Annotated in this window: 14 protein-coding genes; 4 read left to right on the forward strand and 10 right to left on the reverse strand. The window is 41.6% G+C overall.

What is annotated here, in order from left to right:
- Nucleotides 1–59: 59 nt before the first annotated feature.
- Nucleotides 60–1,370: a ribosome biogenesis GTPase Der gene (gene der / locus NST80_RS01685; protein ID WP_002886596.1), complete on the forward strand. Its 1,311-nt coding sequence runs from the start codon at nt 60–62 to the stop codon at nt 1,368–1,370.
- Between the two features lie 63 nt (nt 1,371–1,433).
- Nucleotides 1,434–2,063: a ribonuclease P gene (locus NST80_RS01690; protein WP_118172062.1), complete on the forward strand. Its 630-nt coding sequence runs from the start codon at nt 1,434–1,436 to the stop codon at nt 2,061–2,063.
- A 35-nt stretch (nt 2,064–2,098) separates the two neighbouring features.
- On the opposite strand, the gene serS is transcribed toward NST80_RS01690, so the two are convergent.
- The 9 genes from serS to NST80_RS01735 form a co-directional block, all read right to left on the reverse strand.
- Nucleotides 2,099–3,376 (reverse strand): serine--tRNA ligase, encoded by a 1,278-nt coding sequence (serS, locus tag NST80_RS01695; protein WP_073686616.1) that lies wholly within the window; start codon nt 3,374–3,376, stop codon nt 2,099–2,101.
- Between the two features lie 209 nt (nt 3,377–3,585).
- On the reverse strand, nt 3,586–3,960 hold the full coding sequence (locus tag NST80_RS01700) for a DUF956 family protein (protein WP_002883765.1): 375 nt from the start codon (nt 3,958–3,960) through the stop codon (nt 3,586–3,588).
- 79 nt (nt 3,961–4,039) lie between these two features.
- Nucleotides 4,040–4,951, reverse strand: a complete 912-nt coding sequence (locus NST80_RS01705) for a PTS system mannose/fructose/sorbose family transporter subunit IID (RefSeq protein ID WP_002883717.1) — start codon at nt 4,949–4,951, stop codon at nt 4,040–4,042.
- Between the two features lie 14 nt (nt 4,952–4,965).
- Nucleotides 4,966–5,781 (reverse strand): PTS mannose/fructose/sorbose transporter subunit IIC, encoded by an 816-nt coding sequence (locus NST80_RS01710; protein WP_038675304.1) that lies wholly within the window; start codon nt 5,779–5,781, stop codon nt 4,966–4,968.
- Nucleotides 5,782–5,848: 67 nt separating this feature from the next.
- Nucleotides 5,849–6,841, reverse strand: a complete 993-nt coding sequence (locus tag NST80_RS01715) for a PTS sugar transporter subunit IIB (protein ID WP_002883770.1) — start codon at nt 6,839–6,841, stop codon at nt 5,849–5,851.
- A 265-nt stretch (nt 6,842–7,106) separates the two neighbouring features.
- Nucleotides 7,107–7,493, reverse strand: coding sequence for a DUF956 family protein (locus tag NST80_RS01720; protein WP_013990069.1), 387 nt, complete (start codon nt 7,491–7,493; stop codon nt 7,107–7,109).
- 12 nt (nt 7,494–7,505) lie between these two features.
- Nucleotides 7,506–8,420, reverse strand: a complete 915-nt coding sequence (locus NST80_RS01725; RefSeq protein ID WP_045768766.1) for a PTS system mannose/fructose/sorbose family transporter subunit IID — start codon at nt 8,418–8,420, stop codon at nt 7,506–7,508.
- Between the two features lie 15 nt (nt 8,421–8,435).
- Nucleotides 8,436–9,236, reverse strand: a complete 801-nt coding sequence (locus NST80_RS01730) for a PTS mannose/fructose/sorbose transporter subunit IIC (RefSeq protein ID WP_021145048.1) — start codon at nt 9,234–9,236, stop codon at nt 8,436–8,438.
- 17 nt (nt 9,237–9,253) lie between these two features.
- Complete coding sequence (locus NST80_RS01735; RefSeq protein WP_002889985.1) at nt 9,254–10,261, reverse strand: PTS sugar transporter subunit IIB; 1,008 nt, start codon at nt 10,259–10,261, stop codon at nt 9,254–9,256.
- Nucleotides 10,262–10,640: 379 nt separating this feature from the next.
- Between NST80_RS01735 and NST80_RS01740 the strand changes: the two genes are divergently transcribed.
- Nucleotides 10,641–11,372 (forward strand): cyclase family protein, encoded by a 732-nt coding sequence (locus tag NST80_RS01740; RefSeq protein ID WP_045768765.1) that lies wholly within the window; start codon nt 10,641–10,643, stop codon nt 11,370–11,372.
- 44 nt (nt 11,373–11,416) lie between these two features.
- Here NST80_RS01740 and NST80_RS01745 read toward each other — a convergent pair whose 3' ends face one another.
- A complete protein-coding gene (locus NST80_RS01745) occupies nt 11,417–12,229 on the reverse strand; it encodes a Cof-type HAD-IIB family hydrolase (protein WP_014633589.1) in 813 nt (270 codons plus the stop codon).
- 208 nt (nt 12,230–12,437) lie between these two features.
- Here NST80_RS01745 and NST80_RS01750 point away from each other — a divergent pair, with 208 nt between their 5' ends.
- On the forward strand, nt 12,438–13,859 hold the full coding sequence (locus tag NST80_RS01750) for an NCS2 family permease (protein ID WP_002886611.1): 1,422 nt from the start codon (nt 12,438–12,440) through the stop codon (nt 13,857–13,859).
- Nucleotides 13,860–13,866: the final 7 nt, after the last annotated feature.

Genomic DNA, 13,866 nt, shown 5'->3' on the forward strand with positions numbered 1-13,866 from the left:
GTGGAAGTGAGACTGCTAATTGAAGAAAGGAATCCCTATTTAATCAGGGACTTAAACATATGACATTACCTACAGTTGCTATCGTGGGTCGCCCAAACGTTGGGAAATCGACCCTATTTAACCGAATTGCGGGTGAACGTATCTCTATCGTCGAAGACGTTGAAGGGGTAACACGTGACCGTATTTATACCTCTGCTGAATGGCTTAATCGCCAGTTTAGCTTGATTGATACTGGTGGTATCGATGATGTTGATGCACCATTTATGGAACAAATTAAGCACCAAGCTGACATTGCCATGACTGAAGCTGACGTTATTGTCTTTGTCGTTTCCGGTAAGGAAGGCGTGACAGATGCGGACGAGTACGTTGCTCGTATTCTCTATAAGACCAACAAGCCAGTTATTTTGGCGGTAAATAAAGTGGATAACCCTGAGATGCGTGCAGATATCTATGATTTTTATTCTCTTGGACTTGGTGATCCTTACCCAGTTTCATCTGTTCACGGTATTGGTACAGGGGATGTTCTCGATGCTATCGTTGAAAACCTTCCAACAGAAGTTGAAGAAGAAAATCCAGATATCATTCGTTTTAGTTTGATTGGACGTCCAAACGTCGGAAAATCAAGCTTGATTAACGCCATTTTGGGCGAGGACCGAGTGATTGCTAGTCCGATTGCTGGTACGACTCGAGATGCCATTGATACAAACTTTGTGGACAGTGAAGGTCAAGAGTATACCATGATTGACACCGCTGGTATGCGTAAATCTGGTAAGGTTTATGAAAATACGGAGAAATACTCTGTCATGCGTTCAATGCGTGCCATTGACCGTTCTGATATCGTCCTTATGGTTATCAATGCCGAAGAAGGTATCCGTGAGTATGACAAGCGTATCGCTGGTTTTGCCCATGAAGCTGGTAAAGGAATTATCATCGTAGTTAACAAATGGGATACGATTAAGAAAGACAATCATACCGTTGCTAACTGGGAAGCAGATATCCGTGATCAGTTCCAATTCTTGAGCTATGCACCAATTATCTTTGTATCGGCTGAGACGAAACAACGTCTTAACAAGTTGCCAGAGATGATTAAACGCATCAGTGAGAGTCAAAATCGTCGTATTTCATCAGCTGTTTTGAATGATGTTATCATGGATGCCATTGCCATCAACCCAACACCGACTGACAAAGGAAAACGCCTTAAGATTTTCTACGGCACACAAGTTTCGGTTAAACCACCAACATTTGTTATCTTTGTCAATGAAGAAGAGCTTATGCACTTCTCATACATGCGTTTCTTGGAAAATCAAATTCGTCAAGCCTTTGGTTTTGAGGGAACACCAATTCATTTGATTGCTCGTAAACGTAAATAAAAAAGAGACCAACCAGAATAGAATCTTTATGGGTTGGTCTTTTATCATTGTAAGGAGAAAACGATGTTAGAAAATGTTCAAGCTTATTTGTCAAAACAGGGAGTTAAGTATATCAAACCTGAAAAAGCCGGTCCACATATGGAAGAGATGGAAGACCTCAAGGCACTTGGTCAAGTAGCTCGTAAGGAGATGCAGACTTTAGCAAAACTTCTAGAGGAGCGTTTGGCACCCTTTAAGATGGATCGTGTCAGTAATTGGGCCAATCAAGCACAAATATGTCGTCCGCACTTTTGGTGCTATTACAGGGCCCCTGAGGATAGTTTAGACGATGTTGCTATGGCGATTCGACTTTATGGTCAGTCTGAAAAATGGGGGATTTCAGTAGAAGTTAGCTTTGTCGAACGTAAAAAATCAGATACTACTTTAGCTAAGCAACATAAGGTCCTAGACTTACCGATTGCACCCTCTCTATACTATTTTGCCCAGGAAAATGGTGTCAGTCATCGTGTGGAAGGAACTGAAGAAAATCGTCAGATGCTTAAAGAAGCAGTTAGAGATGGTCGTGTTCGTAAGGTGTTGGTCAAATATGATGTCCCTGTGACTGCTAGTGAAACAATGGAAGAGTTGGTAGAAGAACTCGCTGATGGATTCTATAAGTTGAAACCATACTACGAGGAAGCTAATCAAAACTAAAAAAATCTCCAGTTTTTTCTGGAGATTTCTCTTATTTATTTTGGTGCAATCACTTCAGCACCGCCCATGTAAGGACGAAGAACTTCAGGGATAGTTACTGAACCATCTTCGTTTTGGTAGTTTTCAAGGATAGCGGCTACTGTACGTCCAACAGCAAGTCCTGAACCGTTAAGAGTGTGAAGAAGTTTTACTTTACCATCGGCTTCGTCACGGTAACGGATTTGTGCACGACGGGCTTGGAAATCTTCTGTGTTTGAACATGAAGAAATTTCGCGGTAAGTATTTTGTGCTGGAATCCAAACTTCCAAGTCGTAAGTTTTCGCAGCTGAGAATCCCATATCGCCAGTACACAAAGTGATGACACGGTATGGCAAGTTAAGTTTTTGAAGAATATTTTCAGCGTTAACTACCATTTTTTCCAACTCATCATATGAGTCCTCAGGTTTTGAGAATTTGACCATTTCAACCTTGTGGAATTGGTGAAGACGAATCAAACCACGTGTATCACGACCAGCTGAACCAGCTTCTGAACGGAATGAAGGGCTCATAGCTGTGAAGTAGATTGGCAATTCTTTACCGTCAAGGATTTCACCACGGTAGTAGTTTGTCAAAGGAACTTCAGCTGTTGGGATAAGGACGTAGTCAGTACCGTCAAGCTCGAAAGTATCTTCCTTGAATTTTGGATATTGACCAGTACCGAACATTGAGTCGTGGTTAACCATGTAAGGTGTGATCATCTCAGTGTAACCTTCTTTAGCGTGCTCATCCAACATGAAGTTGTAGATCGCACGTTCCAATTTTGCTCCAAGGCCTTTGTAGAAGAGGAAGCGAGAACCAGTGACTTTAGCACCACGTTCCCAATCTAGGATACCAAGGTCTTCCCCAAGATCCCAGTGAGCTTTAACTTCAAAATCAAAGTCACGAGGTGTTCCCCAACGACGAACTTCTACGTTCTCGTCTTCGTCAGCACCTACTGGAACAGAGTCATTTGGTGTGTTTGGAAGTGTCACAACGATGGCATTAAGCTTCTCATCGATAGCAGCAAGTTCTGCATCAATTTCCTTAATTTCTGCAGAGACTTTTTGCATTGCTGCGATTTGTTCGGAAGCATCTTCTTTGTTACGCTTAGCTTGAGCGATACCATCTGAAGCAATGTTACGTTGAGCTTTGAGTTCTTCAGATTTGATAAGAAGTTCGCGACGTTTAACATCAAGCTCTTTGAGTTCATTTAAAGTTTCAGCAGCGACACCACGTGTAGCTAATTTTTCGGCAAGGGCATCGAAGTCGTTACGAATACGTTTTACATCTAACATAAGTTCCTCCAAAAAGTAAAACACTCCAGTGAAAGTGTTGGAGTGACATAGGCCACGGTTCCATCCAACTTCACAGGAGTGCACTTGTTTATGTTTTTAATTATTAGAAACGGTAGAATTTCGTAGGTTAACCCTACCTGCTCGCAGCAACCGCAGGCTTTCTGTAAGAGTCTAGCTAGTACTTATCCGTCTGTTATATTATACAAAAATTATGATTTTTTGGCAAATAAACCTTTGAGTCGAGCGCCAATAGTTTGAATAAGAGTTGGTAGCTTGACGACTTTTTCATTGCCAAGATGTTCCCTAGCAATCTTTAGAATCTTACCAGAATCTTTAGAAGCAAAGAGGAATTTGCTCTTATCTGTCAACACTTCAAAGTGACGGCTAATTCTCTTTCCTGATACATTCGCACCGATTTGTGTGATGCTAGTCCATGGAATTTGAATGTATTGCTCGACATTGACATCTGGGTAAAATTCAAGAGCCACATCTCCGATTAGAAATTTACCGACTTTCCCTCCGATAGCCATGTAGGAAACGCCTGTTGTATGCAGTTCAACTGTTTTGTTTAGTGATTGTGCCATATCTATCTCGCTTTTTGATTGTAGTACTTTTATTATAGCATAAGAAAAGAGTTCAGCTTTGCTAAACTCTTACTCTTTTTTACATGATTCCGAAGAAGCTTGCAACAATACCAACTACAAAGAGTCCGATGATGATTGTGATTGGTGAAACTTTCTTCTTAAGCAACCACATACATGCAAAAGTAAGGAGAAGTCCCATCAAACCTGGAATCAATGAATCCAATTGTTTTTGGAGGGTATCAACTTGAATCTTATCGAAGCTAAGTTTGTCATTAACTTGGCCGAGGATAGTCTTAAGTTGGTCACCGCTAACATTGCCTTTAGGCCATTCGATATAGGCACCTTTAGACAAAACTTTACCTGGAAGGTTTACAGTGAAGACGATAGATACCCAACGTTCAACAAGGACAGCCAAGATGAACATACCAAGGATTGATGCCCCTTTAGTAATATCTTTCAAGATACCACCAGACATGTCTTTAGTGATTTCTGAACCTGCTTTGTAACCAAGTTCTTGAGTGTACCACAAGAAGGCCATACGGATAAGGTTCCAACCGATGAAGAAGATAAGTGGACCAGCGATGTTACCAGCTTGTGCCAATGATGCACCAAGGGCACCAAGGATAGGACGAACTGTGAACCAGAAAACAGGGTCACCGATACCGGCAAGAGGTCCCATCATACCGATTTTAACCCCTTGGATAGCAGCATCTTCGATGTCAGTACCGTTAGCTTTTTCTTCTTCAAGAGCCAAGGTAACACCCATGATAGGAGCAGCTACGTAAGGGTGGGTATTGAAGAATTCCAAGTGACGTTTAAGAGCTGCGGCTTGGTCTTCTTTGTTAGTATAGAGTTTTTTAATAGCAGGAATGAGTGAGTAAGCCCAACCCAAGTTTTGCATACGTTCATAGTTCCATGAACCTTGCAAGAATTGTGAGCGCCACCAAACCTTTTTACGATCCGCTTGAGATAATTGAATTTTTTCAGCCATGAGAGCACCCCTTCCTAGTAGTCTTCCAAGATATCGCCGATTGGGTCGCCAGAACCAGATGAAGTTCCGCCACCATTTCCGCCACCTTGTTTAGAAAGGTTGAGGTAGATGAAGGCAATAGCGACACCGATAGCACCAAGAGCGATAAGTGTCAATTGGCTAATAGCAGCAAAAGCAAAACCGATGGCGAAGAATGGCCAAACTTCACGAGTTGCCATCATGTTGATAACCATGGCGTAACCAACGGCTACGACCATACCACCACCGACAACCATACCGTGGTTGAGCCAGTCAGGCATCAATCCAAGGGCATGTTGAACAGATTGTGCTGGGATAGCAAGAAGAAGGGCAGCTGGCACAGCGATACGCAAACCTTGAAGAAGGAGGGCGAGGTAGTGTGCACGTTCAACACCAGCGATGTTTCCGCTTTCTGCAGCTTTATCTGCAGCGTGAACAAGGGCAACAGATGCTGTACGAACAAGCATAGTTAGGAAGAGACCGGCAACTGCAAGTGGGATAGCTGTTGCAGTCGCAACACCGATACCTTCAGTTGTGAAGTTACCACCTTTAACCAAAATAATGGCAGCAGCAACAGAGGCAAGGGCAGCGTCAGGAGCGACAGCGGCACCGATATTAGCCCAAGCAAGGGCAATCATTTGAAGAGAACCACCAAGCATGATACCTGCAGTGAGGTTACCTGTAGCAGCACCGATGAGGGTACATGCAACAAGTGGTTGGTGGAATTGGAATTGGTCAAGGATACCTTCAAGACCAGCAAGGAAGGCAACAACTACGACCAAAATTGCAGAAATAATTGACATATCTGACATGGTAATAATTCCTTTTCTATTGAGTTGTGATTAGCTGAGAGTATCAACTAATTTATCCGAATGAAGGTTATTGAACGTTAGCTTTTTTGATAAGGTCGAACAAATCTTTCTTAGAATCATTTGGTACCTTACGGACGTCGAATTCAACGCCAAGGTCACGCAATTTTTCGAAGCAAGCAACATCATCTTTGTCCATAGACAAAACGTTGTTAACCATTGTTTTACCAGTTGAGTGAGCCATAGAACCAACATTAAGTTCTTTGATTGGTACGCCACCTTCGATAGCACGAAGTGCGTCTTGAACAGTTTCGAACAAGATAAGCGCGTGTGTGTTACCAAAGCGAGGGTCCTTAGAAGCATCAATCAATTTTTGAATTGGAACAACGTTTGCTTTAACACCATTTGGTGCTGCTTGTTTGATCAATTCTTTACGAAGCTCATCTTTAGCAACGTCATCTGAAGCAACAATGATACGGTCTGCTTTAGAAGCAGGTGTCCAGTTAGTTGCTACCTGACCATGCAGGAGACGTGTGTCCAAACGTGCCAAGTTAATCTTGAGTTTACCATCTCCGATAACTGTCCCTTCTGGGATAGCTCCTTGAGGTGCAGCAGCTTCTACAGGAGCTGCTGTTGTTTCCTCAGCTGGATTAAGCTCCTCTGGAAGTGCTTTGATACCACCCTTAGCTTCCTTGATGATATTAGCAGCAACTTGCTCTGCAGTAGCGTTAGCATCCATCATACGTTCAGTGTATGCTTGGATAAGCATTGGCAAGTTAAGTCCTGTGATGATAGCAATCTTGCGATCTGGATTTTCTCCAGCAATTCGGCTAGCTTGGTTAAATGGTGAACCAGACCAAAGGTCAGCCAAAACAAGAATTTCATCATCAGCATCGAATTGTGCAATAGCGTCGTTGAAGTGAGCGTACAAATCATCAGGACCTTCACTTGGCATGAAAGTTACGACTTGAACTTTCTCTTGGTCTCCAAAAATCATAGAGCCTGATTGGTGGATCCCTTCAGCGAACTTACCATGGCTGGCAATAATAATACCGATACCCATTCGTGTTCTCCTCCTTATAAATTATTTTTTCCTAGGCTTAAAAAGACTATCTCCGATTTTTATCAAGACGCTAAAAAAAGCGTCTCTCAATCTTTTTAAACATAAGAAATCAAGAACGATTATATTCTAAAACGCTTTCAAGAAAATGTCAATAGCTAGTGAGATAAAATTTCAAAAGAAGTCAAACTCTTTCAAAAATGAGCAAAATATTATAAAAAGATTGCCCAATCATTAGATTAGACAATCTTTTTATAATATTCGGAGATTATTTCTTCTTGACAATGAGTCGGAAAAGATTTTTAAAGCCTTGTTTGAGGACAGCGATAAAGCTAGGTGCTTTTCTTAAACTTTCTCGAGGAATTCTTTTTTGAATTTCTTTCAAAGTTATTCGGCTTTTTCGACTGGCAAAACGGAAACGTCCATTTTGCTTAGTGCGGATTTCAAAGCGTGGGATGAATTTACCACCGAAGTAGACATCGGCAATCACATAAGTGATTTCATCCCAAGGAATTTGAACGTAGTCTTGCAACTTCGTATCATTGTAAAATTCGAAGGCCTTATCTCCGACCATGATATTTCCGTAAATAGGCCCTTCACGAAACCAAGTTCCCTTAGTTGTGTGAGCCATTTCGGTATTGAGCGATTTAACCATACCTTGCTCCGATTAGAGTAGACCAATAATGTGGAGCACAATAGCTAGGACAAAGATACCCAAGATGATAACGATTGGAGAAACTTTTCTCTTAAGAAGGTACATACAGAGGAAAGTCAAACCAAGGGCAGCAAGACCAGGAATCAATTGGTTCAAGTTATCTTGCAAGGTTGTCACTTTGTTAACGTCAAGAGAGCGACCGGCAGCTTGTTGATGGAAGGCTTCTTTAACACCGGCAATACCTTTTGGAAGTTTATCCCAATCGATATAAGCACCTTCTTGTTGTTTAACAGTAGAGACAACTGGTGTGAAGGTGATACTTACCCAACGTTGGATAAGAGAACCGATAACGAACATCCCCATCATTGATGCGCCACGAGTTACTTGTTGAAGAAGGTTACCAGATACGTCGTCTGTAATCGCAGCACCAGCTCTATAACCGAACTCTTGAGTGTACCATTTAACGGCAGCGACCATAGCATTCCAAAGTACGAAGAAGACGATAGGTCCCAAGATGTTACCTGAAACAGCCAAACCTGCTCCTAATGAAAGGAAGATTGGGCGAAGGGTAAACCAGAAGAGAGGGTCACCGGCACCTGCAAGAGGTCCCATCATACCAACCTTAACCCCTGAGATAGCGGCATCATCGATGTCCGCCCCGTTAGCACGTTCTTCTTCCAAGGCAAGTGTAACCCCAAAGATTGGGTTAGCCATGAAAGGTTGTGTATTGAAGAATTCCAAGTGACGTTTAAGAGCAGCTACACGGTCTTCTTTTGTTTGATAAAGTTTTTTGATTGCAGGAATAAGGGTGTAAGCCACACCACCATTTTGCATACGTTCATAGTTGAATGAAGCTAAAAGAAAGTATGAGCGCAAGAAAGCTTTGAAACGATCTGCTTTTGTTAATTTAATTTTTGAATCAGCCATTTTCTTTCCTCCTAATTAAAAGTCTTCCAGAATTTCACCGAGGGGATCACCTGATCCTCCATCATTTGAAGAACCATTTGAACCACTAGCTTCAAGTGCAAGGTACATAACGGCAAGACAGAGGCCGATGATACCCAAGCTAATCAAGGTCAATTCTTTGAGGGCAGCCAAAGCAAAACCAAGGAAGAAGAATGGCCAAACTTCGCGACTAGACATCATGTTGATAACCATGGCATAACCAACGGCTACAACCATACCACCACCGATTGTCATACCTGATGTTAACCATTCAGGCATAGATTCAAGACCAGATTGTACAAGGTGTGCAGGAATCAAGAGCAAGAGGAGGGCAGGGATAGCAACACGGAGACCTTGGAGGGACATACCGATAAAGTGCCATCTTTCAATACCAGCGATATCAGCATCTTCAGCACGACTATCCATAATGTGAGCGATGAAGACTGTAGCAGTACGGACAAACATTGTCAAGGCAAGACCGGCAACAGCCAAAGGCACCGCAAGGGCGATGGCAGGGCCAATCCCTTTAGCTCCTTGACCACCCAAGATAAGGATGATTGTAGAAGCTACAGCGGCAAGTGAGGCATCTGGTGCCATGGCAGCACCAACGTTAGCCCATCCCATAGTGATCAACTGTAAGCTACCACCCAACATTACGCCGAGTTCGAGATGACCAGTAACAAGACCGATTAGGGAACAAGCCACAACTGGCTGGTATGTTTCGATTTGGTCGTTAACTGAGCTACAACCGATAATGAAAGCAACAATTACGACTAAAATAATTTGTACTAAACTCATTTATGCATCCTCCAAAATTATTTCTTCTCTGCTAATTTAGTTTCAGCTGACTTAATCAAGGCATCAACGTTTGCTGGGCTATCACTTGGTACCCCACGAACATCAAATTTGACACCCAATGATTGCAACTCTTTGATAGCATCCACATCTGTTTGGTCAAATGAAAGAGCTTTAGTAACATTGACTTTTCCTTCTTTATAAGCTGAAGAACCAAGGTTGATTTCTTTAACATCAACACCTGCTTTAACAGCAGCAAGAGCATCTTCAACAGATTCAAAGAGAAGCATAGCACGTGTATCACCAAAACGTGGGTCATTGTTTGCTTTAACCATGTTTTTAATTGGGATAACGTGAACTTGAACACCAGATGGAGCGGCTTGTTTAATCATGTTTGTACGAAGTTTATCATGACAAACAGTGTCTGAAACAACGATGATACGGTCTGGGTGAGTTGAGTGAGTCCAACCAGTCGCAACCTGACCGTGGAGGAGACGTGTGTCAACACGAGCCAAAACGTATTTGATTTTTCCATCACCAAGTACTGTTCCTTCAGGAATGGTACCCTTAGGAATAGAAGGTTTAGCGTCTGCTGGTTTAGTGTCTTCTTCAGGAATAAGGCCTTCTGGAAGGACTTTAACGCCTTCTTTTGTTTCCTTATAAATGTTAGCGACAATCTCTTCAACCCCAGCATCAGGAGCTACCATACGTTCCGTATATGCTTGGATAAGCATTGGTAAGTTGAGTCCTGTCACGATAACCATCTTGCGATCAGGATTTTCTTCCTTAATTCGGCTTGCCTGGTTAAATGGTGATCCAGACCAAAGGTCTGCAAGGACTAGAATTTCGTCGTCAGCGTCAAATTGAGCAATGGCATCTTTGAAGTGAGCGTACAAGTCGTCAGGACCTTCATTTGGCATGAAAGTAACCACTTGAACTTTCTCTTGTTCACCAAAAATCATAGAACCTGATTGGTGAATACCTTCAGCGAATTTACCATGGCTAGCAATAATAATACCGATACCCATTAGTGTTCTTCCTCCTTTTATATATTGTTTCTTAGGAATAGAAAAATGATTATTGGTATTAGCATCGATCAGTATGAAATGACAACAATATTTTTTTAGTCCCTCGAAAATTAGAACACTCTAATTATAGGACGTTACCATGAATTTGTCAATGGTTTTCGTAACAAAAGTGTCATATAATTGAAAAAAAACATCAAATTATTGCAAATATACTTTTTTTTCAGACAATAAGTGTTAAATATAGTTTTAAGCTATATCTAACTAGAGGAAATAGGATTAAGAAAAAATGAGATAAAAGCTTGTAATAGCTGGTGTTGACTGCTATAATTTCTTCAATTAACTATTTAAGGTTAAATCTATAAGAAAAGAGGGCCTCCTTATGTCAGATTTACTAAGTATCTATAATGAATTGCAATCTAAGAAATGGGTTGACTTGACCCACAAAATTAATGCGGAAAGTCCACATTTCCCAGCCCTTCCTGCTTTGAAACAAGAAGATCTTTTCACATTAAAAGATGGTTTCCATGTTCAAAAATTTACAGTGGTTGGTCAATACGGAACGCATATTGATGCACCGATTCACTTTGTAGAAGGTGGTCGTTGGTTGGATGAGATTGCCCTCAAAGATCTTCTTTTACCACTCTATGTTATCGACAAGTCTAAAGAAGTTGCTGCGAATCCAAACTTTATCTTGAGCAAACAAGATATCTTAGACTTTGAAGCAGAGCATGGAAAAATTACTGAAGGGGCCTTTGTCGCTTTTCGTAGTGATTGGTCGAAGCGTTGGCCAGATCAAGATGCTATGCGCAACCTTGATGAAAATGGGGTTCAGCAAAGTCCAGGTTGGAGCCGCGAAGCTCTAGAATTCTTGATTCATGAACGCCATGTTAAGGCTGTCGGTCATGAGACTTTTGATACAGATGCTGGTATTCCAGCAGCAGAACATGGCTTGGTTAACGAATACTACCTCTTGGAACAAAACATTTATCAGGTGGAAGTCTTGAATCAATTGGATCAAGTTCCAGCCGTTGGTGCTTTGATTTCGATTGCATTTCCTCACTGGGACAAGGCGACAGGCTCCCCAGTGCGTGCAGTGGCTATTTTACCTTAATCATAAGAAAAAACACCGAAGAAATTTTCGGTGTCTTTTGTTATTTATAAAAAGAGTTCCTGGAGTTTGCGAGCAACGCCATCCTCTTCATTAGTCCACTCAATTTGTTCGTTAGCGTGGGGGAGAAGGACAGAGCTAGCATTCTTCATGGCATAACCAGTTTTAGCAAGTTCCAACATCTCTGTGTCGTTGTGTTCGTCTCCAAAAGCAATCAGATCATCCGTTGATTTGCGCATGGCCTTAAGTAAGTAGTTTAGGGCGTAGGCCTTGTTTATGCCTTTAGGCGAAAATTCCAAGATATTAAGCGGGCCACCCCAAGAATCAACTTCAATTTCTTCCTTGAAGTCCTTCTTGATGTCATCGGCAAGTTGGTACTTATCCTCATGACGAGTTTGCATAAGGAGAGCGTTAGGGTTGCGCGTGATTTTAGTTGGTTCTAAACGCATAGCCTCAATAATTTTATCAACACCAAAGAGTTGTGGTTGAATACGCTCTGGGTGATTCATAGTGATATAGAAGTGTTTTCGATATTCACTAGCCAGAAAATCCATCTCTAATTCATCATGGCGTTGTAAGAGGCTAATCAGATATTTCTTATCTAATTTAACCGAATGCTCATAAGCCCAGTCTTGGTCTGGAAGATTGGTCAAAGAGCCGTTAAAGGTGATGAGTGGTGTTTCTAACCCTAGTGTTTTGTAATGGTCAATAGCCATACGATAAGGACGACCTGTAGCAATAACGACTTGGTGTCCTTTGTTTTGTACGTCTTTAATCGTTTTTTGTGTAAATTCTGAAATAGTTCCATCTGGGCGCAAGAGCGTTCCATCAAGATCTAGTGCAATCAATTTTTTTGTCATGTTCCTATTATAGCAAAAATCTGTCCTTTGTTGGTGATTAAGAAAGAGCTTTCTAAGAACGTTCGGTTTTTCATAAGAAAAGTCTCAGGAAATAAACCTTGCACCGTCAAATAATTTCAGGTAGAATAGTAATGTTGCATTCTACGTGAGAATGTTCCGAAATTATTCGGATTTTGACAATATTTTTTATTAAGGAGTCTAAACTTTCATGGAAAAGTTTTTCAAATTGAAAGAACATGGTACTGACGTCCGTACAGAAGTGACTGCCGGATTGACAACTTTCTTTGCCATGTCTTACATCCTCTTTGTTAACCCAGCGATGTTGGCTCAGACAGGAATGCCTGCACAAGGTGTTTTCTTAGCAACAATTATTGGTGCGGTTGCAGGGACGTTGATGATGGCATTTTATGCTAACCTACCATACGCCCAAGCGCCTGGTATGGGGCTTAATGCCTTCTTCACCTACACAGTGGTTTTTTCTTTGGGTTACACTTGGCAAGAGGCCTTAGCAATGGTCTTTCTATGTGGTGTTATTTCATTGATCATCACAGTAACTAAAGTACGTAAGATGATTATTGAGTCTATTCCAACAGCTCTCAAATCTGCTATTTCAGCAGGTATCGGTGTTTTCCTTGCCTATGTTGGGATTAAAAATGCTGGTTTCTTGAAATTCTCAATTAATCCACATACCTACACTGTAGCAGGCAAAGGTGCTGACATGGCCAAGGCTTCAATTACAGCTTCATCGTCAGCTACACCAGGTTTGGTTGCTTTCAATAACCCAACTGTAATTGTAGGTTTGATTGGTCTTGCGATTGCGATTTTCTTTATTGTTAAAGGTATTCGTGGTGGTGTTCTTCTTTCAATCCTCGTAACGACTATCATTGCTATCTTTGCTGGTGTCGTTGATCTTGGAAGCATTGACTGGCACGCAGCTAGCTTGACATCATCTATTAAGGATCTTGGTCAGGTCTTTGGTGCAGCGCTTGGATCTAAGGGATTGGGATCACTCTTTGCAGATGTTTCTCGTTTGCCTGGTGTCTTTATGGCTATTCTTGCCTTTTCATTGACTGATATCTTCGATACTATCGGTACCTTGATTGGTACTGGTGAGAAGGTTGGTATCATTGCTTCAACAGGTGATAACAACGAATCAAAAGCTCTTGACCGTGCTCTTTACTCTGACCTTGTTGGTACAAGTATTGGTGCCATTGCAGGGACTTCAAACGTTACAACTTACGTTGAATCTGCAGCAGGTATTGGTGCTGGTGGACGTACTGGTTTGACAGCTCTTGTGGTTGCTGTACTCTTTGCCATTTCTAGTTTCTTTAGTCCAGTGGTGTCAATCGTTCCTAATGCTGCCACAGCGCCTATCCTTATTATTGTAGGTGTTATGATGCTCTCTAACCTTAAGAGTGTCGATTGGGAAGACTTGTCTGAAGCTATTCCTGCCTTCTTCACTTCTGTTTTCATGGGATTCTCATATAGCATTACCTATGGTATCGCAGCTGGTTTCCTTACTTATACTTTGGTCAAAATCGTCAAAGGTCAAGCTAAGGATGTCCACTTTATTATGTGGATTTTGGATATCTTGTTTATCCTTAACTTCATCAGTATGGCTGTGTTCTAAAGCTTGA

The organism is Streptococcus sp. FSL K6-1323 (assembly GCF_038630745.1).
Lineage (GTDB): Bacteria > Bacillota > Bacilli > Lactobacillales > Streptococcaceae > Streptococcus > Streptococcus salivarius_D.